The organism is Paraburkholderia acidicola, assembly GCF_002362315.1.
GTDB lineage: Bacteria > Pseudomonadota > Gammaproteobacteria > Burkholderiales > Burkholderiaceae > Paraburkholderia > Paraburkholderia acidicola.
On sequence record NZ_MTZV01000001.1, the window covers coordinates 273883 to 293373 of the forward strand.

Sequence of the window (19491 nt, forward strand, 5' to 3'; positions counted from 1 at the left end):
CTCACGCGAGGCGTTACTGGCTCGCGATCTGCGCCTGCGTATAGAAGCCGTCTTTCACGACGATGTCGACGTTCTGCTTGGTGAGCAGCGTCGGCTGCAGCAGCACCGTATCGACCTTCTTGCGACCGTTGTCGTATTGCGCGTTATAGGCCGGCTTCTCACCCTTCGCAAGCTGCACAGACAGCTTGGCAGCTTCGCTTGCGATCAGCTTGAGCGGTTTGTAAACCGTCATCGTCTGGGTCCCGGCAATCAGCCGCTTGACCGCCGCGAGGTCCGCGTCCTGCCCCGAAATCGGCACCTTGCCGGCCATGTGCTGCGCCGCGAGCGCCTGGACCGCGCCACCCGCGGTGCCGTCGTTCGACGCAACGATCGCATCGATCTTGTTGTTATTTGCGGTAAGCGCGTCTTCGACGATACGCAGCGCGGTCGAGGCGCTCCATTCGGGCACCCACTGCTGGCCGACGATCTTGATGTCGCCGCGATCGATGGCCGGCTTGAGCACCTTCAACTGCCCTTCGCGCAACATCTTCGCGTTGTTGTCGGTCGGTGCGCCGCCGAGCAGGAAGTAGTTGCCCTTCGGCTGCGCATCGAAGACGCCCTTCGCCTGCAGTTCGCCGACTTTCTCGTTGTCGAACGAGATGTAGGCATCGACGTCGGCATCGAGAATCAGCCGGTCGTACGAGACGACCTTGATGCCGGCTTTCTTCGCCTCGGCAACGACGTTGCCGAGTGTCTTCGAGTTGAACGGCACGATCACGATCACATCGACGCCGCGCGAGATCAGATTTTCGATCTGCGAGATCTGGCGCTCCTCGCTCGCGTCCGCCGATTGCACCGACACTTTCGCGCCGAGCTTTTCGGCGGCGGCGACGAAGTAGTCCCGATCGCGCGACCAGCGTTCGACGCGCAGGTCGTCGATGCAGAAGCCGATTTCGGGGTGATCCTTGCTTGCATGCGCGAGCGGCGCAGCGAGCGACAGACTGGCGAGTACCGCTCCACAGACGAGCGAACCCAGAACGGAACGGCGGGTGGCAAATCTCATGTCTCACTCCTCTCTTTTAATCACCGGTATACCGGTGTGGACGGCTCGCAGGGTGGACCCTGCGGCCGGATAGCAACGCGGGCCTTTGTCATGCTTGCAGTGCTTTCGGCTCGTACGGTTCTGGCAACCGCTCAGCGGCCGCCGTAGATCGCCTGATTCACGACGCTCTCCAGATACTCCTGGCGGCCGCTCGCATGCTGCGGATCGAGGCCGCGCGCAAGCGCGTCGCTAGCGAGCGACGTAAGCGAATAGCCGCCTGCCAGAATCCTGCGACCGAACTCCGTATCCCAGCCCGCGTAGCGCTGTTGCCGGAACTGTTCGAGGCGATCGTGCTCGATCAGCTTCGCGGCGCGCTCGACGGCAAGCGCGAGGTTGTCGATTGCACCGATGTGGCCATAGAACAGATCTTCCGCGTCGATACTCTGGCGCCGCACCTTGGCATCGAAGTTCATCCCGCCGGTCGTGAAGCCACCATGCCGCAGAATTTCGTAGAACGCGAGCGTCAGCTCTTCGACGCTGTTCGGAAACTGATCGGTGTCCCACCCGTTTTGCGGATCGCCGCGATTCGCGTCGACACTGCCGAACACACCGAGCGCGAATGCTGTCGCGATCTCGTGATGAAACGAATGGCCCGCCAGTGTCGCGTGATTCGCCTCGATGTTCACGCGAATCTCGTTCTGCAAGCCGTATTGCGTCAGAAAACCATGCACGCTGGCGACGTCGTAATCGTATTGATGCTTGGTCGGTTCCTGCGGCTTCGGTTCGATCAGCAGCGTGCCCTTGAAGCCGATGCGGTGCGCGTGCTCGACGACCATGTGGAGAAAACGCGCGAACTGTTCGCGTTCGCGCGAGAGTTCAGTGTTGAGCAGCGTGTCGTAACCCTCGCGGCCGCCCCACAGCACGTAGTTTTCGCCACCCAGTTGATGCGTCGCGTCGAGCGCGTGACGGACCTGCGCCGCGGCAAATGCGAACACTTCGGGGTTCGGATTGGTCGCCGCACCGGCCGCATAGCGCGGATGCGAAAACAGGTTCGCGGTGCCCCACAGCAATCCGACGCCACTGTCCTGCTGCTTGCGCGCGAGGTAGTCGACCATGCGCGCGAAGTTCTCGCTGTATTCCTTGAGATTGCGGCCTTCTGGGGATGCGTCCGTGTCGTGGAACGTGTAGTACGGCGTGCCGAGCTTCGAGAACAGTTCGAACGCGGCGTCGGCCTTCTGCTTCGCACGCTCCATGGCGTCGCCGGGTTCGTGCCACGGCCGGCGGAACGCGCCGTGACCAAACACGTCGGCGCCCGGCCAGACGAAGGTGTGCCAGTAACATACGGCGATGCGCAGATGGGCTTCGAGCGTCTTGCCGAGCACCATCTTCGTCTTGTCGTAGTGATGGAACGCCAGCGGGTTGTCCGAGTCCGGTCCTTCATAGTGGATCGGCGGAATGTGCTCGAAATACGACATCGATGTCTCCTGTGTATGTCTAGTTCTATGTCTATGCTGCGCTGCAATGCTCGCGCGCTCGGGGCGAATGCGGCTCGCCAGGTGACGCCATGCTGCCGTGCCCGCGCAAGACCGGCAATTACGAAATTGCGTAAGCGGCTTGATGTTTCTTACCGCCTCGCCGCGCATACCGCGCAGGGCGGAGGTTCCCGGACTAGAATTGCTGCACGTTTCGTAATCGTTTCGTAACCGCATCATCCCGCGAGCCCCGCCCACCGATGACCCGAGTCCAGACGCACCCCACGCCTCAGACGACCCATCGGATCGCGCTGCTGTTCAACGCGAACAAGATCTACGACCGCGAGATCATCGGCGGAATTGGCAAGTACCTGCTGTCCACGCGGGTCGCATGGGACCTGTTTCTCGAAGACGATTTTCGTTGCCGCCTGACGGGTATCGAGCGTTTCGAAGGCGACGGCATCATCGCGGATTTCGACGACCCGGCTGTGTCGGATGCCTTGCGCGGTTGTGCGCTGCCCGTCGTCGCGGTGGGCTCATCGTTCGAAGACCCAACGCACTATCCGCCCGATCTGCCCTACATCGCCACCGACAACGCGAAGCTCGTCTCGCTCGCGTACACGCATCTGATCGGCGCAGGGCTGGCGCATTTCGCGCTCTACAGCCTGCCCGAGGCCGAGGAAAACCGCTGGGCGCAGCAGCGCGAGCGCGCCTTCACACACCTGCGCGCCGCAGACGGTCACAGTGCCGCCGAAATCAGCGCCGAGATTTATCGCGGCCTGTCCACCAGCGCGCCTTCGTGGAATCAGGCAAGCGAACAGCTGACCAGCTGGCTCGCCGGCCTGCCGAAACCGGTCGGCATCATCGCAGTGACCGATGCACGTGCCCGGCATCTGCTGCAGGCGTGTCTGATGGCCGGCATCGCGGTACCGGAGCAGGTGGCAATCATTGGCATCGACAACGATCCGCTCACACGGACGCTGACGCGCATTCCGCTGTCGTCGGTGATTCAGGGTACCGAGGAAATGGGCCGCACCGCCGCGTACCTTTTGCATCAGATGCTGCACGGTGCGCGTTTTCCGGGCCGGCGCATTCTGGTGCCGCCGGTCGGTATCAACGTGCTCGAATCGAGCCGTCATCAGCCGCTTGCAAGCCCCTATGTGATGCGCGCGCGTCACTTCATCCGTCAGTACGCGTGTCAGGGCATTCGCACCGAGCAGGTCGCCGATTACGTCGGCGTGTCGCGCTCGTCGCTGGAAGAACATTTTCGCCGCGAGCTGAGCTGCACCGTGCATCAGGCCATCCTGCGCCACAAACTCGATGCGGCGAAGGCGATGCTCGAGAAGCGCGACGTGTCGAGCGCGGAGGTCGCGATCCGCTGCGGCTTCACCTCATTGCAGTACATGTACGCTGTGTTTCGCCGCGAACTCGGCTGTACGCCGCGCGAATATCAGGAGCGCCCGCGCCCGACGACATCGACGAACTGATACACGGCACCCTCTTCTCTCTTTCTTCCAGACCCATGATCAGCACAGCGCAAATATCTTCCGAAACGTGGGGCCGGTTGCCAGGCGGCGATCCGGTCAGTTTGTTTACGCTTCGCAATACGCACGGCATGAAAGTCGCGATCAGCGATCTCGGTGCAACGCTCGTGTCGTGGCACGCGCCGGATCGGGCCGGACGGCTCGGCGATATCCTGCTCGGTCACGACAACCCCACCGACTATCACGCGGCGACGACCTATATGGGTGCGCTGATCGGCCGCTGGGCCAACCGTATTGCCGGCGCGCACTTCACGCTCGATGGCATCGACTACGCGCTCGATCGCAACGAGGGCGACAACTGCCTGCATGGCGGCGCTGCCGGATTTCATCGCGCGTTGTGGCAGGCTTCCGACGAGGACGGCACGCTCGTGATGCGGCTGGAGTCGCCAGAAGGCGATGGGGGCTTTCCCGGCAACGTCACGGTACAGGTGCGCTATGCACTCGATGACGACGGCGCGTTGACGCTCGATTACGAAGCCGTCACGGATGCACCGACGCCGCTCAACCTGACAAGCCATCCTTACTTCAACCTGACGGGCCAGGCCGGAACCGACGTGCGCGGCCATGTCATCTCGATCGATGCGGACGCATTCTTCGAAGTCGATCCCGCGATGATTCCGGCGAAGCGCGCGGATGTCGCCGGCAATGCATTCGATTTCCGGCACAGCGCGCCGCTCGGCGCGCGGCTCGACTGGCCGCACGCGCAGCTCGCGCGCGCCAGTGGGTTCGATCATTGCTATGTGCTGCGCGACGCCGTGGATGAACCTGGCGAGATGCAGCCGTGCCGCCGCGTTGCGAGTGCCTACGACCCGGGCAGCGGCCGTGAACTGATCGTCGAAACGGATCAGTGGGGCTTGCAGTTCTATACCGGCAATCACCTGCAAGGCGTAAGCGGTCGTCAGGGCGTCGTGCTCGCGCGGCATGCGGGGCTGTGCCTCGAAGCCGGCGGATTTCCCGACCAGATCCACATGGCCGACGGCGAGCGGACCGTGCTGCGGCCGGGCAAGGTGTATCGCCAGCAGACGCGTTATCGAGTGGGTGTGCGAGGCTGAGTGGCTTCGCGCCGCTCACATCGAACGGCTCGAGCCAACGACAAACGACCGGCGCACAGGCCGGTCGTTTGCATTGCGTTGCGATGCAACAGACGCCTACTTCTTCGCCGCCGCGGCAATAACAGCCGCCACCGCCTTAGGCTGGCTCAACATCGCGACGTGACTCGACTTGACACGCGTCACGGTCGCGCCGATCTGCGTCGCCATGACCTGCTGCAAGCCCGGATCGATCATGTGATCCTGCTCCGCGAGCACAAACCACGACGGCTTCGTGTGCCATGCGGCGGTCGTGACCTTGTCGTCGGTACAGCCCGAGAACCACGGACCTTGCGTCGCTGCGACGAGACGCGCTTCCGGCAGCGGCAGGTCCTGCGCGAACTGATGGACGATCGCGTCGGTGGACAGCGTCAGGAAGCCGCCGGAATCCTTCTGCAACTGGCTCACCCACGTCGGCGCCGGCTTGCCCTTCAGCATGTCGTTGATCGACACGCCGCTATCCGGTGCGAAGGCCGCGACATAGACGAGTGCCTTGACCTTGTCGTCGTTACCGGCCTGGCTGATGACGACCCCGCCCCACGAATGGCCGACCAGCACCACCGGGCCTGTCTGCGCGTCGATCACGCGTTTCGTCGCGGCGACGTCATCCGCCAGCGAAGACAGCGGGTTCTGCACCGCCACCACGTGCGCGCCACGCGCTTCCAGCAACGGAATCACCTTGCTCCAGCTCGATCCGTCGGCGAATGCGCCGTGGACCAGCACGACGTTGGTGCCCTTCAGGTCACCCTGCGCCTCGGCCTGCGCAGCCTGCGCGGCCTGCACGGAGAACAGGCCACCGAACAGGCAGGCCGCTGCGAACCACTTCTTCATCCGGGTATTCATGCTGGGTCAACTCCTCAAAGGTGATGTCGAGGCCAGAGCATCGCAAACGGCGCTCCGCACCGGTATCGGTCAAATGACCGACCCGGGCGGGAAGCCGCTTCGCGTATAGTCGTCGCCACACTTCTGCTTACGATTTGAGGAACCCGATCATGCCGGCCGGCGGCCTGGACATACGCACCTTCGACGCCGTCAAGGCGCTCGCCTTTATCGGCGACCTCAGCATGGGGCAACCCACCGATCACTCGCTGCGCACCGCGTGGCTCGCCGTGCAGATCGCCGGCGCGGCCAGTTTCAGGGCGGACATCTGCGATACGGTGCGCGAAGCATCGCTGCTGCGCTGGTCGGGCTGCACGGCCAACGCGGCGGAGTTCACGAACACCTTCGGCGACGACGTCGCCGGCCGCGCGGCGATGCTCGCCGAGCGTCCCGACTGGGCCGAACTGCTCAACGCGCAAGGCGGCCCGGCGCAGGCGATTGCCCCGCTCGCCCAGATTCATTGCGAGGTATCGGGTGAAGTAGCGCGCATCCTCGGCCTGGGTAGCGAGACCGAAGCGACGCTGCGGCATATCTTCGAGGCGTGGGACGGCAACGGCATGCCGAACCAGTTGAACGGCAACGCGGTCCCAGCGGCGGTGTTCGTCGTGGCGCTAGCGGGCGATCTGGAGATTTTCAGCCGGGTTTACGGGCTTGAACACGCACTCGTACTGATCGCGCACCGCGCGAATTTCCGCTATCCGGCCACGCTGACGATCCCCGTCAATACGCACGCGGCACAGTGGCTCGATACGCTCGCGCAGCTCGCGCCGGCCGCACTCGACGCCGCCTTGCTGACGCCGCAGATGCAGCACAGCACGTCGCCCGACCTGATCGCCGATGTACTCGACCTGAAACTGCCGTGGATGACCGGCTATTCGCGCACGGTCGCCGCGACCGCTGCAGCCTGCTGCGCGCGCCTCGTCGCCGATCCCGAAGCGGGTGAACGTGTCTATCGGGCCGGTCTGATCCACGGGATAGGACGCGCGGCCGTACCGAATGCGATCTGGGACACGCCGTCGCGCCTGTCGGCTGCACAGTGGGAGAAGATTCGTCTCGTGCCCTACTGGACCTCGCGTGCCGGCAAGCAGATGGATCCGTTGAATCAGGCGACGGAACTGGCGTCGTATGCGTACGAACGCCTGGACGGCAGCGGGTATTTTCGCGGCGTGGGTGGCCCGGCACTCGGCCTTGAAGCGCGCATTCTTGCTGCGTCGGCCGCGTGGGTCGCGTTGCGTTCGACGCGGCCGTGGCGCGACGCGCTCTCCGATGTCGCAGCCAGCGAATTGCTACGTGCCGAAGCCGCACAGGGACGCTTCGATAGCGAGGTCGTCGAAGCGCTGCTCGCAGGCGAACCCGCTACGCAATCGGCTGCGCCGCGCAGCACGCGTTACGCGACCGAAACAACGCGTCTATCCTCGCGCGAGATCGATGTGCTGAACCTGATCAGCCACGGCGCCAGCAACAAGGAAGCGGCACGGGCGCTCAATCTCAGTCCAAGCACCGTGCGCACGCATGTCGAGCGGGTGTTTCGCAAGCTCGAATGCACGACGCGGGCCGCGGCGACGTTGAAGGCGTCGGCGATGGGATTGCTGCGCTAGTCGCAGCAACTGCCCCGCTCAGACTGGCTCCAGATTTCTCGCGCAGGATGGATCTAGTGAAGGAACCACGCATTGATTATGCTGGCGGGAAAATCATCGTCCAAGAGACTCCCCGTGAACGAAAAACCAGGTCCCCTCTCGAACCGCGCCCGTGTGCGGCGCGAACCGGAACGGGCGCGCTACGAGCGCGCCGTGCTCGATGCAATCGTCGATGCGGCGTACTTCTGCCACATCGCCTTCACCGATGTGCGCGGTACGCACTGCATCCCCACCGCGTGCTGGCGCCAGGGTGACTACCTGTACGTGCATGGCTCGAACGGCAGCCAGATGCTGAAAGCCGCCGCCGACGGCACCCAGGTCTGCGTGACCATCACGCATATCGATGGGCTGGTGCTTGCGCGGTCCGCATTCAATCACTCGATGAACTATCGGACCGCCGTTATTTACGGTGTTTGCGAAGTTGTGGAAGGCGAACATAAGGCCGAATCGCTCGATGCACTGGTCGAGAAGATCGCACGCGGCCGCTCGCACGAAGCGCGGCGCGCCAATGCGAAAGAACTCGCGGCGACGACGGTGCTGCGCGTACTGCTCGACGAGTATTCGTGCAAGGTCCGCACGGGCGGTCCGAACGACGACGAGGCCGATCTCGACCGGCCAGTCTGGGCTGGTGTGCTGCCGTTGGAACTGGTGCCGAAAGCGCCCGAGGCGCACGATGCGCGGGTCGAGGCACCCTCGTATGTCACTGAATGGGAAAGCGGCGCGAGCATGCCGGGACGCGCTGGGTAGGTCGCTACGGGTGAACTGTGTCTGGTATCGCCCGTGCGTCGAGAGAGCCGGCGCGGCACGCAAGCGCCGGCTGATACTACTGCTTACCGCGGCGCGTTCAGCTCCTGTTCGCGCCGCTGCCGCGCCTCTTCGTCAAGCCGCGTGTCTTCCAGTTCCTGCAGCACCGCATCGAGATCGACAGGGCGCGTGTCGGCTTCAACGTGTCCGGTCAACTTCGCATCGACGTCGAGGCTGCCCGCCTCGAACAGCGCCCAGATCTCCGTTCCGTAATCGGTGTCGAGCAACTGCGGCGCGAACCGTCCGCAATACGTCGCGAGATTGTCGACATCGCGTTTGAGCATCTCGGCGGCTTCGCTGTTACCGGCAGCATCGACGGCTTGCGGCAGATCGATGATCACCGGGCCATCGGCGGCCAGCAGGATGTTGTATTCGGACAGATCACCGTGAATCACGCCCGCGCACAGCATCCGCACCACCTGGTTGAGCAGTAGCGTATGCAGTTCGAGCGCGCGTGCTTCGGTCAGATCGACATCGTTCAGACGCGGCGCGACATTGCCCGCACCGTCGACCACCAGCTCCATCAACAACACGCCATCGGTGCAGATGTACGGCTGCGGCACACGCACCCCGGCGTTGGCCAGCCGGAACAGCGCATCGACCTCTGCGTTCTGCCAGTGTTCTTCCTGCACCTGACGACCGTAGCGCGTGCCCTTCTCCAGCGCGCGCGCTTCCCGGCTGTTCTTGACCTTGCGACCCTCGCGATACGACGCGGCCTGACGGAAGCTGCGCTGTTTCGCGTCCTTGTAGACCTTCGCGCAACGCGCCGAGGTGCCGCTGCGCACCACATACACGGTGGCTTCCTTGCCGCTCATCAACTGACCGACGACTTCATCGATGAGCCCTTCTTCGAGCAGCGGTGCGAGCCGTTTAGGGATTTTCATACGCCTCCCGGATGCGGTCCGCGAGACAGACGGGCGAAGCGAGGGAGGTGTGAGCGCGCTATGGTGATGCGCGCGGCGGGCTGGCGGGCAAACGCCGCGAACGCTGTCGCCCGCGAGGTTGTTGCCGGAGAAAAGGGAAAAGTCATGCCGGATTATACGGTGCTAAGTGGACCTGGCCGCTGCGTGCCACAAGGTCCACGGATAACCGGCTAGTCCGCCAACCGCTTTGGACGCGCCTCGCGCTCCAGATACCCGAGACAAAGCGACTCGAGTTGATGGCGAAATTTGCGCATCATCGATTGCGGCGACTTCGCCTCGAGCAGCAAACGGATGGGGCCGAGCAATGCGCCCATGAGCATGAACGTGGTCATGCCAACGTCGTCAAAATCCGCATCGGAAGCCGTCTTCAGCATGGCCTCCAGCGCCACGCGGTTGCGCGCCCCGACCTGGCGAACATAGCTGCGCGAATCGAGTTCGAGGGCAACCGCGTAGAGCGCACGCGCTTCGTCGAGGTCCTCCGTCTTTGCTTTCACGAATGCGCTCACGACCGTCTCCACCATCGTCGACAGATAGGCGTTGTGTACCGACGCAGCGGCATCCTCCATCGTTCGCACGATCCTTTCCAGATGCCGCTGCAGCACGGCAAAAAGAAGCGCCTGCTTTTGCGGAAAGTACTGGTAAAGCGTTCCCACCGATACGCCGGCTCGTTCGGCGACCCGGATCGTCGTCAGGCGCTGCAGCCCTTCCGCCAGCAAAACCTGAATAGTCGCATCGAAAATCGCGTCCACAGTCGCCTGGGAACGCGCCTGCTGAGGCTGTTTGCGGGCGTCCAGCCCCTGTCCGTTATCGATGCGCATATGCGAATTCACAATCTGAATGATTGTTCGTATTCTAGTCGAACGTCTTGCAGCGACGAAACCACCATCGAATCATCGGAAAGAAGGAGTGCATCAATGGCTGAAGTAACGCGTGCCGGTACTTTTCAACTTGGCGACCTGCACGTTACACGCATGGGTTATGGCGCGATGCAACTGGCAGGTCCGCGCGCTTTCGGGCCGCCGAAAGACCGCGCGGCGGCGATAGCCGTGCTGCGTAGTGTGATTGAAAGCGGCATTACCCACATCGATACGAGCGATTACTACGGCCCGCACGTGACGAATCAGCTGATCCGCGAGGCGCTCCATCCGTATCCCGACGCGCTCACCCTGGTTACGAAGGTCGGTGCGCGCCGTGGCAGCGATGGGTCATGGAATGTGGCGATATCGGCGGCCGAATTAGAATCGGCGGTGCATGACAACCTTCGCCATCTCGGTGTCGATGCGCTGGATGTCGTGAACTTTCGTGTGATGTTCGACGTACTGGCACCGGCCGAGGGTGACATCGAAGAGCCGTTGACGGCGCTCGCAAAGCTGCAGGAAAAAGGTCTGATCCGTCACATCGGGCTGAGCAATGCGACCGCGCGACAGGTGGCGCAGGGACGCACGATTACCGACATTGTCTGCGTGCAGAACAGGTACAACCTGGCTTTCCGTAACGATGACGCGTTGATCGACAGTCTTGCGAAAGACGGTATTGCGTACGTGCCGTTTTTTCCGCTCGGCGGTTTCTCGCCGTTGCAGGCCGATGCGCTGAATCACGCTGCCGATCAATGTAACGCGACACCGATGCAGGTAGCGCTTGCGTGGTTGCTGCAGCGCTCGCCTAACATTCTCCTGATACCTGGAACTTCGTCGGTCGCGCATCTGGAGCAGAACATCAGCAGCGCGAGTCTTCATTTGCCGGAGGATGTCCTCGCGTCGCTGGACACGATCGGGGCCGCGAAAACGTAAGGCCAGGTCGGTCGCGTTTCGCGACTGACCTGGCATCGGTGAAGTCGGCCCGGAGGTCATTCGTACGTAAACACCCCGCCGAACTTCTCCATATATTCAAGCACCATCCCCGAGCCGCGCACGACGCAGGTCAACGGATCTTCGGCGACGAACACCGGCAACCCGGTTTCTTCGGCAAGCAGACGGTCCAGATCGCGCAGCAGCGCACCGCCGCCCGCGAGCATGATGCCGCGCCCGGCGATATCGGCGCCGAGTTCCGGTGGCGTGTGTTCCAGCGCGATCTTGACCGCCGATACGATCTGATTCAGCGGATCGGTGAGCGCTTCGAGAATCTCGTTGCTCGACACGGTGAAGCTGCGCGGAATGCCTTCCGACATGTTGCGCCCGCGCACTTCCATTTCCTTGACTTCAGAGCCCGGGAACGCCGAACCAATCCCTTTCTTGATCGCTTCGGCGGTCTGTTCGCCGATCAGCATGCCGTAGTTGCGGCGGATGTAGTTGACGATCGCCTCGTCGAACTTGTCGCCGCCGACGCGCACCGAGCCCTTGTACACGATACCGCCCAGCGAGATCACGCCGACCTCGGTGGTGCCGCCACCGATATCGACCACCATCGAACCCGTCGCTTCCGATACCGGCAGGCCAGCACCGGTTGCTGCGGCCATCGGTTCTTCGATCAGATAGACCTTCGATGCGCCCGCGCTGTGTGCAGCCTCCCTGATCGCACGCCGTTCGACCTGGGTCGAGCCGCACGGTACGCAGATCATGATGCGCGGCGACGGCGCGAAAATATGCGGTGCATGCACCATGCGGATGAACTGTTTGATCATCTGCTGGGTGATGGTGAAGTCGGCGATCACGCCGTCTTTCATCGGGCGAATCGCTTCGATGTCGCCTGGCACCTTGCCCAGCATCTGCTTGGCTTCCTTGCCGACCGCCAGAATGGTTTTCTTGCCGTTCGGCCCGCTCTCCTGACGGATCGACACGACCGAAGGCTCGTCGAGGACGATACCCTTGCCGCGCATGTAGATCAGTGTGTTTGAAGTACCGAGATCGATCGCCAGATCGTTTGAGAAGTAACTGCGCAGAAAGCCGAACATTCAAAATCCTGTCTCGCCCGACGCGGGCGGTTGGCCCACTACGGGCAAGCCTGCCGCGGTGGGGAGACGAGAGAGTAACAGTTTCGAAGATGGCGAGGCTTCGTGGCACTTGCACGAGGTTAGCTGCGGGGACACAAAAACCGGGGAGTTCGGCGCTTCGCTGGCCCCTCAACTCCACGCTCTCAAGACAGATCGGCCTTGCGCCGCGGGCTCGACGACCGCACCGACTCTATGGCCGCACCCGGCACGCCAGGCCACTTTCTGGTACTTCTCACCCATTTGTTCGGCGCACTGTAACGAATCGTCTCGACCTCTGCGCGCCTGTTTTCCGGTCCGACGGGCATGCCATCGTCAGTCGCGATCGCTCCCGATTCCTTTTGTTTCTTGCGTTCCGCCAGCTCGTCTGCCTTTGCCTGTTCATCCATCACGTTGTTCTCCCGCTATGAGACAGTAATCTGGGTTGCGCGCACAGTCCTGAAGACCTGAGACGACAACCTGGCGTTTCATTTAACGCGCCAGCGTTGACTAGCCGGTGCGACCACCGACACCGAGCCATTTCCTGGCTTCACTTATCCACTGCTTCGGCTTTCTGTAGGGAGTATGGGCCGGCACCTCCGGGGTTCCCGGTGTGCTGCCCTCAGCCGTGGTCTCCTGCGCAGTTCGTCGTTTCCTGCTCTCTTCCAGTTCTTCGAGGTTAACTTGATCGTCGATCATGATTTGCTCCTAATAGGCGAGGTGAAACACTTCACCCGCGACAAAGGCGTCTGTGTAAATCGCGGAAACCATCGCGACCAGGACCCGCCCCGTGCGCAACCACGCGAGCAGTGTCGAACGCGCGTTCTCAGCGCAGAGAATGCGAGGACGAGTACGACTGAACAGGTTCGATGGCTCTGGCCTGCGGGTGAAAAGGCAGAGGAACGGTGCGTTGATTGGTGTCGGTCAACCGTGCGAGCGCACTCGGTTAACTCAAGAATCGGCCCGGCATCAAGGCCTGAAGGATTTCCAGAACCAGTCGCTGGTTTGAACCCACTGTATACCCTCTGCGCGGGAAGTACAGCGATTCCGGTATACGCAAGAATGCGTACCGTCAACTCATTTTCATGATCTTTTCGTGGCCTGGTTCGTCTCCAGCCAGGCCGCCATTGCCGCAAACCGGCGCCGCGTCTCATGCGCAAAAATTCGCGCGGCCAGCGGATCGAACAGTAGACCCAGCAGCCTCGGACGCAACTTCAGGTTGAACGTGTAGATGAGTTCGGAGGTGCCGTCCGGCAGATCCCGGTGACGCAGCGACGCACCCCAGTACTCGAACAGGCCACTCGGCGCGACGATCGTCGCCGCAGCGAGCCGGGGCGGTTCATAGCTGACGAAGCGGGTCCGCATACCGGGTCCGTGCAGCGCGCCTCGACCGACGTTCAGCGTCACTGCACCGACATACGGGTAGGTCCCGCCGCCCTCGACTTCCGCCTTCGACAGCAAGGTGTCCCATTCCAGTCGCTTGTCATGGTTGTGAAAGGCTTCGAATGCGGCAGCCGCCGGGGCTGGCATTACGAAGACCATCTGCCGTCGAGCCATTGCCGATCCGCTTCTTCCGATGAACGCCCTCATGGTAGCCGCTGCCCTCGGCGTTAGTTCAGAAAATCCTGAAGTAATTGTTTTGTTTCCAGGATTCTTCGCTTTTTCGGCCAACTGCACCATGGGCTTCAATCTGTTAGCAAAGTAACCGACGCTCCCACGCCCGCTTGAATCGAGGCTCGACACATGCAGCTGGACATCTTTCGCTCGCTCTGGGGGTACCACGGCAACCGTCGAGCCGCCTTCGCCAGCGCACGCGCTGCGGGGCTCGCTGGCATCGAGGCACGGCTGCCGCTCGAGGTCGAAGCGCGCATCGCGCTCGCCCAGGACCTTGCCGATCACGCGCTCGACTACATCGCGATCTGCTTCACCGATAGCGCCGTGCTGCCCGACCAGCGCGCGACGCCCGCCGCGCATCTGCTCGACCTGAACCGCAAGCTCGACTGGGCCGCCGAACTGACGCCGCGCTTCGTCAACGTGCTGGCCGGCAACGACCGCTGGCCGCTTGCGCAGCAAGTCGACTTCTTCGGCGGCGCGCTCGAACTGGCGCAGCGTCATGCGCTGATCTGTAGCTTCGAGACGCATCGCGCGCGTTCGTTGTACAGCCCGTGGGTCACGCTCGATCTGATCCGCCAGTTGCCGGCACTGCGCTTCACGAGCGATATCAGCCACTGGGTGGTGGTCTGCGAGCGCCTGCTCGATGATGCCGCTGACGATCTCACGCCGTTCGTCGAGCGCGTCCATCACATCCAGGCACGCGTCGGCTACGACCAGGGGCCGCAGGTCCCGCACCCGGGCGCGCCTGAATACGCGGCGGCGCTCGCGTTCCATCAGCGGCATTGGGAAGCGGTGTGGCATGCACAGCGGGCGCGCGGCTACACGCACAGCACGCTGACACCCGAATTCGGCGCCGATGGCTATCTACACCACCTGCCGTTCACCGATGTGCCAGTCGCCGACCTGGCCGCGCTCAACGCATGGATGGTGCACACCGAACGCGAACATTTTCATCGGGCAATGAGCCTGCACTGAACCCAGGAGAACCACGCGATGCAAGCCGCTCCGATCCCGCACCTCACTCCGGCCAGTCATTTCACGTCGATTCCGGTCGTCGATATTGCCGGCCTCTTCAGCGAGCAAGTGGCCGACCGCGAAGCCGTCGCCGCGCAGCTCGGTCAGGCTGCACGCGATGTCGGCTTTCTGTATATCTCGGGCCACGGCATCGATACGGAAGTGATCGACGGTCTGCGTCAGGCGGCGAAGGATTACTTCGCGCAGTCGTTCGAACAGAAGATGGCGCATTACATCGGCACGTCGGAAACGCACAAGGGTTTCGTGCCCGAAGGCGAGGAAGTCTACGCAAAAGGGAAGCCGGACCATAAGGAAGCGTTCGACGTCGGCTACGAATTGCGCGCAGACGATCCGCTCGTGCTGGCCGGTACACCGTTGCTCGGCCCGAACCACTGGCCCGAGCTCGCGGGTTTCAAACCCGCGGTGCAGCGCTACTACGACCAGGTGTTCGCGCTCGGGCGCCGGTTGTTCGGCGGTTTCGCGCTCGCGCTCGGTCTGCCCGAGGATCACTTCGATGCGCTCGTCACGCGGCCACCGTCGAAGCTGCGTCTGATCCACTACCCGTTCGACGGCGCGGCACAGGACGCGCCTGGTATCGGTGCGCATACCGACTACGAATGCTTCACGATCCTGCACGCCGACGCGCCCGGTCTCGAAGTGATGAACGGACTCGGCCAGTGGATCGACACGCCACCGCTGCCGGGCAGCTTCGTCGTGAACATCGGCGACATGCTCGAAGTGATGACGGCGGGCGCATTCGTCGCTACGGCACACCGCGTGCGCACCGTCGGCGAAGAGCGTTACTCGTTCCCGCTCTTCTATGCGTGCGATTACCACACGTTGATCAAGCCGCTGCCCGCTTTCGCGCAGGACGGTGAGTCCTATGAAGCGATCACGATCGGTGAGCACATGTATGGGCAGGCGCTGCAGACGTACCAGTACCTGCGCAAACGCGTCGCGCTCGGAGAAGCAACGTTGCCGGCGCAGGCGCGCAAGCCGGCCAGCTTCGGCCATCTGAAGAAAAGCAATCAGCCGGGCTGAGCGACACCGAGTAACCCGCACGCGACCTTAAGCCTCGCCATGTCACATTCGAAACACCACTACCACGACCGGAGCACCACCATGACCTTCAAGCGAAACACGACACGCGTGCTGGCCGCTTTCGCCGCTAGCAGCCTCTTCGCCGCGTTCGCGTGCGCAGGTGCGGCCGCACAGACAGGCGACGCGGTCGCGACGCTGGCACCGGGACAGTTCAAGGTCGGCATGGAGATCACCTACCCGCCGTTCGAGTCGTATGACGGCGACAAGGTCGTGGGCTCCGATCCCGATCTTTCCCGGGCGCTCGCGAAACAACTGGGTGCGAACCCGAGCTTCGTCGATACGCGTTTCTCGGGGTTGATCCTCGGGCTCAATGCGCGTCACTACGACGCGATCATCTCCGGGATGTACGTGACGCCCGAGCGTGTCGCCCAGGCACAGGCGATTCCGTATGCGCAGACCGGAGCGGCGATCATGGTTCCGACGGCGAGTCCGCTCAAACCCAAAACCGCCGAAGACCTGTGCGGGCTGCGCGTCGGACTCGAACAGGGCACCACGTGGGTCGCGCAGTTGCAGTCACTGTCGACGTCGTATTGCAAGGCCAACGGCAAAGGGCCGATCGTCGTCAGCGAATATCCGTCCGCTCCCGAAGTGCTGCAGGCGCTGCTGTCGAACAACGTGCAGGCGCAGATGGAAATCGCCGGCGCGGCGCATGCGCTGTCCGCGAAATCGTCGGGGCGCGTGATCGTCTCATCGACGCAGCTGATCTATCCGCAGACGCTCGGCATCTATGTGCGTAAGGACAACAAGCCGCTCTTCGACGCACTGACGCGCGCACTCGACGCGCTGAAGAAGAACGGCGAATACGACGCGGTGCTGAAAAAGTACGACCTCGCGCCGCCTGCGGCAAAAGCCTCCTGATTCCATCGTTTTCTGCCTGCGTTACCGCGCACTGCGAGTTCGTCATGCACTTCGACTTCAGCTATTTCCTGTCGCTGTTCGCCCTGCCCGCGTTCTGGCAAGCCAGCGTCACCGTGGTCGAACTGAGCGCGCTGTCGTGGTCGATCGGTATGGTGCTGGGCTTTCCGCTTGCGGTTGCGAAGATGTCCGGTGTGCGCTGGCTCGCCGCACCCGCCGTGCTGTATATCTGGTTCTTTCGCAGCGTGCCGCTGCTGGTCCTCGTTGTCTTCGTCTACAACCTGCCGCAGTTGATTCCGTCCGCCGGCGTTGCGTTGTCGCATCCGTTCTTCTCCGGCCTGGTCGCGCTAGTGCTGACCGAGACCGCCTATATGGCGGAGATTCATCGCGGCGGATTGCTGGCGGTTGCAAAAGGTCAGCAGGAAGCCGGTACTGCGCTCGGTATCGGACGGCTGGGACTGCGTCGGTTGATCGTGATTCCACAGGCGTTCCGGGTCGCGCTGCCGACGCTGATCAACGAGTTCATCACCAACGTGAAGCTGACATCACTGGTGTCGGTCATCTCGCTGACCGAACTGCTGATGGTCGGCCAACGCCTGTATTCGCAGAACTTTCTCGTGATGGAAACGCTGTCCGCGATCGCGATCTACTACGTGCTGATCGTCACGGTGTTCGGCTGGTTGTTGCAATACTTCGAACGGTCGCTCGATCTGACGCGGCGCAAACCACACACGCTCGACGACACCGCGCTCGCAGCGCTGCGTTCGCGTCTGCCTGTGGCGGCACGCACGCGCACCGCTGTAGCCGGCGGTGGCGGGTCGCCCGATGCGCTGCTGCTCAAAGACCTGCACAAACGCTACGGCAACCATGAAGTGCTAAAGGGCATCGATCTCGCGGTCAGCGCAGGCGAAGTGATTTCGATCATCGGACCGTCGGGCTCGGGCAAGACTTCGCTGATCCGCACGATCAACGCACTCGAATCCATCGATCGCGGCGAAATCGTCCTGTTCGGCGAGGCGTTCATCGCCGCTGCGGACCGTCCCGGTATCCGTCGCGTGCGCGATGGCGTGACCCGCATCGGCATGGTGTTCCAGAGCTTCAACCTGTTTCCGCACCGGACCATCGTCGACAACGTCGCGCTCGCGCCGCGCTACCATCGCCGCGGCACGCGCGAGCAAACAACGCTGCGCGCGTTAGCGTTGCTCGACAAGGTGGGCCTGCTCGCGCATGCGTACAAATATCCGCATCAATTGTCGGGCGGCCAGCAGCAGCGCGTCGCAATCGCACGCGCGCTCGCGATGGACCCGGCGATCATGCTGTTCGACGAACCGACTTCGGCGCTCGATCCGGAACTGGTCGGCGACGTGCTCAATGTGATTCGCGCGCTCGCCGCGGAAGGCATGACGATGCTGATCGTCACACATGAAATGGACTTCGCAATGTCGTTGTCCGACCGGATCGTCTTCATGGAGAACGGCGTGATCGCGTTCGATGGAACGCCGCAAGCGATCGATGAATTGGCTTGCGCGGAGCGCGTGCGTCGCTTCATCGGTGTCGAATCGCATGACACGGTCGTGCCGGCCGCTGCGCCCACACAGATTCAAGCCGGCAATGCGCGCCGCAACGTTTCGCGAAACTTCAGCACTAGCGGTTCCTTCGACCGCCCTCTGCGTACAGCAAGCGAGAACGGCGCCTGATAGCCGAACGCGGACGGTGCCAGCACGCGCAGACTGCCGTCATCGACACGCGACTGCGCGAAATGCTCGGGCAGAAAACCGATGTAGGCGCCGGAGAGAATCAGGATCAACTGGCCTTCCATGCTGTCGACGGTTGCTTCGCTACGCTTGAAGCCCTGGCGTGCCAGCTCGGTCTGACTCCAGTACGCGCGCCCTACCATGCGCTGCTGGCTGATCACTTCGGCGGGGATGCTGCGCTCGTTGAATAGCGCGTGACGTCGGCTGCAATACAGCCAGTGCTGCTCGCGATGCAGCGCGTGATAGACGAGCCCGTTCATGCGGATCGGAAACGCGCCGATCGCCATGTCGAGACGATTGCCAAGCACGCTCAATTGCAATTCGTAGGGGCTCTGGACATGTAGATGCAGATGCACCGACGGGTGCTCGCGTGTGAATTCGCCGACGACATCGGGTAGCGGTAACGCGCTGTCGGTGACCGTCGCATCGAGCACACCGAGTTTCAGATTGCCGCGCAGCTCACCACGCAACCCTGCTGCATAGCGCTCGAACCCGTCGACCTCGCCGAGCAGCCTGAGCGCTTCCTGATGAAACTCTTCGCCCTTCGGCGTCAGGCTGAAACCGCCGCGTCCGCGATGACACAGCACCACACCGACCAGCGTTTCGAGTTGACCCATGTAGGTGCTGATTGCCGAGGTCGACAGGTTCAGTTCCTGCTGGGCGGCCGCGAACCCCTGATGACGCACGACACAGGTGAAGATGCGCAACAGTCGCGCTTCTGGCAGAACGGTGGCCAAGCCCGGTCCTCGTGAATGATGTGTGAGTTGAAGTGGTCATGCGGCGCAGTGGCGCCTCAGTGGGGAGCGTTACCTATACTTTAGAAATAACTGAACTAAATATTTCGCGCCAGCCATTTTTCCGCGGCGAGGACGTCGTCAGT

At 62.7% G+C, this 19491-nt stretch carries 19 protein-coding genes and 1 pseudogene; 9 read left to right on the forward strand and 11 right to left on the reverse strand.

Features of this window, described 5'->3' with window-relative positions:
* Positions 1-13: 13 nt before the first annotated feature.
* Both xylF and xylA read right to left on the reverse strand, forming a co-directional pair.
* Entirely contained in the window at positions 14-1042 is a 1029-nt protein-coding gene (gene xylF, locus BWP39_RS00850; protein ID WP_096716494.1) for a D-xylose ABC transporter substrate-binding protein, read from the reverse strand.
* Positions 1043-1173: 131 nt separating this feature from the next.
* A complete protein-coding gene (gene xylA, locus BWP39_RS00855) occupies positions 1174-2496 on the reverse strand; it encodes a xylose isomerase (RefSeq protein ID WP_096716495.1) in 1323 nt (440 codons plus the stop codon).
* A 257-nt stretch (positions 2497-2753) separates the two neighbouring features.
* Here xylA and BWP39_RS00860 point away from each other — a divergent pair, with 257 nt between their 5' ends.
* Complete coding sequence (locus BWP39_RS00860; protein ID WP_096716496.1) at positions 2754-3980, forward strand: XylR family transcriptional regulator; 1227 nt, start codon at positions 2754-2756, stop codon at positions 3978-3980.
* A 35-nt stretch (positions 3981-4015) separates the two neighbouring features.
* Positions 4016-5089, forward strand: coding sequence for an aldose epimerase family protein (locus BWP39_RS00865; protein ID WP_096716497.1), 1074 nt, complete (start codon positions 4016-4018; stop codon positions 5087-5089).
* Positions 5090-5185: 96 nt separating this feature from the next.
* Here the strand turns inward: BWP39_RS00865 and BWP39_RS00870 are convergent, their stop codons facing one another.
* Positions 5186-5968, reverse strand: a complete 783-nt coding sequence (locus tag BWP39_RS00870; RefSeq protein WP_096716498.1) for an alpha/beta fold hydrolase — start codon at positions 5966-5968, stop codon at positions 5186-5188.
* 149 nt (positions 5969-6117) lie between these two features.
* Here BWP39_RS00870 and BWP39_RS00875 point away from each other — a divergent pair, with 149 nt between their 5' ends.
* Positions 6118-7602 (forward strand): HD domain-containing phosphohydrolase, encoded by a 1485-nt coding sequence (locus BWP39_RS00875; protein WP_096716499.1) that lies wholly within the window; start codon positions 6118-6120, stop codon positions 7600-7602.
* 114 nt (positions 7603-7716) lie between these two features.
* Complete coding sequence (locus BWP39_RS00880; RefSeq protein WP_207556517.1) at positions 7717-8388, forward strand: pyridoxamine 5'-phosphate oxidase family protein; 672 nt, start codon at positions 7717-7719, stop codon at positions 8386-8388.
* Positions 8389-8471: 83 nt separating this feature from the next.
* Here BWP39_RS00880 and BWP39_RS00885 read toward each other — a convergent pair whose 3' ends face one another.
* From BWP39_RS00885 to BWP39_RS32210, 3 genes and pseudogenes are all read right to left on the reverse strand, one after another.
* Positions 8472-9329: a PA4780 family RIO1-like protein kinase gene (locus tag BWP39_RS00885; RefSeq protein WP_096716501.1), complete on the reverse strand. Its 858-nt coding sequence runs from the start codon at positions 9327-9329 to the stop codon at positions 8472-8474.
* 209 nt (positions 9330-9538) lie between these two features.
* Positions 9539-9934: a hypothetical protein gene (locus BWP39_RS32205; protein ID WP_235851360.1), complete on the reverse strand. Its 396-nt coding sequence runs from the start codon at positions 9932-9934 to the stop codon at positions 9539-9541.
* Between the two features lie 93 nt (positions 9935-10027).
* A pseudogene (locus BWP39_RS32210) lies at positions 10028-10186 on the reverse strand (TetR/AcrR family transcriptional regulator); the annotation flags it as partial.
* A gap of 96 nt (positions 10187-10282) precedes the next feature.
* On the opposite strand from BWP39_RS32210, the gene BWP39_RS00895 reads away from it, so the two are divergent.
* Entirely contained in the window at positions 10283-11158 is an 876-nt protein-coding gene (locus tag BWP39_RS00895) for an aldo/keto reductase family oxidoreductase (RefSeq protein WP_096716503.1), read from the forward strand.
* 56 nt (positions 11159-11214) lie between these two features.
* Here BWP39_RS00895 and BWP39_RS00900 read toward each other — a convergent pair whose 3' ends face one another.
* The 4 genes from BWP39_RS00900 to BWP39_RS00915 all read right to left on the reverse strand — a co-directional run bounded on the left by BWP39_RS00900 (position 11215) and on the right by BWP39_RS00915 (position 13803).
* Positions 11215-12258, reverse strand: a complete 1044-nt coding sequence (locus BWP39_RS00900) for a rod shape-determining protein (protein WP_091013251.1) — start codon at positions 12256-12258, stop codon at positions 11215-11217.
* A gap of 182 nt (positions 12259-12440) precedes the next feature.
* Positions 12441-12683 carry a hypothetical protein gene (locus BWP39_RS00905; protein WP_170043812.1) on the reverse strand — a complete coding sequence of 81 codons (243 nt, stop codon included), beginning with the start codon at positions 12681-12683 and terminating at the stop codon, positions 12441-12443.
* 100 nt (positions 12684-12783) lie between these two features.
* Positions 12784-12972 carry a hypothetical protein gene (locus BWP39_RS00910; RefSeq protein WP_096716505.1) on the reverse strand — a complete coding sequence of 63 codons (189 nt, stop codon included), beginning with the start codon at positions 12970-12972 and terminating at the stop codon, positions 12784-12786.
* A gap of 384 nt (positions 12973-13356) precedes the next feature.
* The gene (locus tag BWP39_RS00915) at positions 13357-13803 is read right to left on the reverse strand and encodes an SRPBCC family protein (protein ID WP_235851347.1); all 447 of its coding nucleotides are present in this window, start codon (positions 13801-13803) and stop codon (positions 13357-13359) included.
* A gap of 213 nt (positions 13804-14016) precedes the next feature.
* Here BWP39_RS00915 and BWP39_RS00920 point away from each other — a divergent pair, with 213 nt between their 5' ends.
* The 4 genes from BWP39_RS00920 to BWP39_RS00935 all read left to right on the forward strand — a co-directional run bounded on the left by BWP39_RS00920 (position 14017) and on the right by BWP39_RS00935 (position 18554).
* Positions 14017-14862: a sugar phosphate isomerase/epimerase family protein gene (locus BWP39_RS00920; protein ID WP_096716507.1), complete on the forward strand. Its 846-nt coding sequence runs from the start codon at positions 14017-14019 to the stop codon at positions 14860-14862.
* Positions 14863-14880: 18 nt separating this feature from the next.
* Positions 14881-15942, forward strand: a complete 1062-nt coding sequence (locus BWP39_RS00925; protein ID WP_096716508.1) for an isopenicillin N synthase family dioxygenase — start codon at positions 14881-14883, stop codon at positions 15940-15942.
* An 81-nt stretch (positions 15943-16023) separates the two neighbouring features.
* Positions 16024-16860 carry an ABC transporter substrate-binding protein gene (locus BWP39_RS00930; RefSeq protein ID WP_096716509.1) on the forward strand — a complete coding sequence of 279 codons (837 nt, stop codon included), beginning with the start codon at positions 16024-16026 and terminating at the stop codon, positions 16858-16860.
* Positions 16861-16904: 44 nt separating this feature from the next.
* A complete protein-coding gene (locus tag BWP39_RS00935; RefSeq protein ID WP_096716510.1) occupies positions 16905-18554 on the forward strand; it encodes an amino acid ABC transporter permease/ATP-binding protein in 1650 nt (549 codons plus the stop codon).
* Here BWP39_RS00935 and BWP39_RS00940 read toward each other — a convergent pair.
* Positions 18458-19348, reverse strand: a complete 891-nt coding sequence (locus BWP39_RS00940; RefSeq protein ID WP_096716511.1) for a LysR family transcriptional regulator — start codon at positions 19346-19348, stop codon at positions 18458-18460. The two genes, BWP39_RS00935 and BWP39_RS00940, sit on opposite strands and share 97 nt — an antisense overlap.
* Positions 19349-19491: the final 143 nt, after the last annotated feature.